Source organism: Pseudoalteromonas sp. GutCa3 (genome assembly GCF_002836155.1).
Taxonomy (GTDB): Bacteria; Pseudomonadota; Gammaproteobacteria; order Enterobacterales; family Alteromonadaceae; genus Pseudoalteromonas; species Pseudoalteromonas arctica.
On record NZ_PJBK01000007.1, the window covers coordinates 1 to 282 of the forward strand.

Annotated in this window: 1 protein-coding gene; it reads right to left on the reverse strand. The window is 48.2% G+C overall.

Annotated features, from left to right (window positions below; all coding sequences use genetic code 11):
- Positions 1 to 282, reverse strand: a 282-nt coding sequence (locus CXF64_RS00030) for an Ig-like domain-containing protein (RefSeq protein WP_198551122.1), incomplete at both ends; no start/stop codon positions are given.

Genomic DNA, 282 nt, shown 5'->3' on the forward strand with positions numbered 1-282 from the left:
GTTGCGGTGCCTGAAATAGTTGGGGTGGTGTCGTTACTATCAGCCAGTGCATCTATCGTGATCACCGGTGCTAAAGTATCAACCTCGCCAGTCGTAGTTGCTGTGGTTTCATTGCCCGCAGTATCTGTAGCCGATACCTCAACAGTAAATTCACCTTCACTTAATTCGTTCGGCACATCAACACTAAAGGTGCCATCAGCGAGTACTTCTGTAGTGATAGTTTGTGGGTTACCGGCTTCATCAGTCACGGTAATAGTAACAACCGTGCCTTCTGGCTCACCT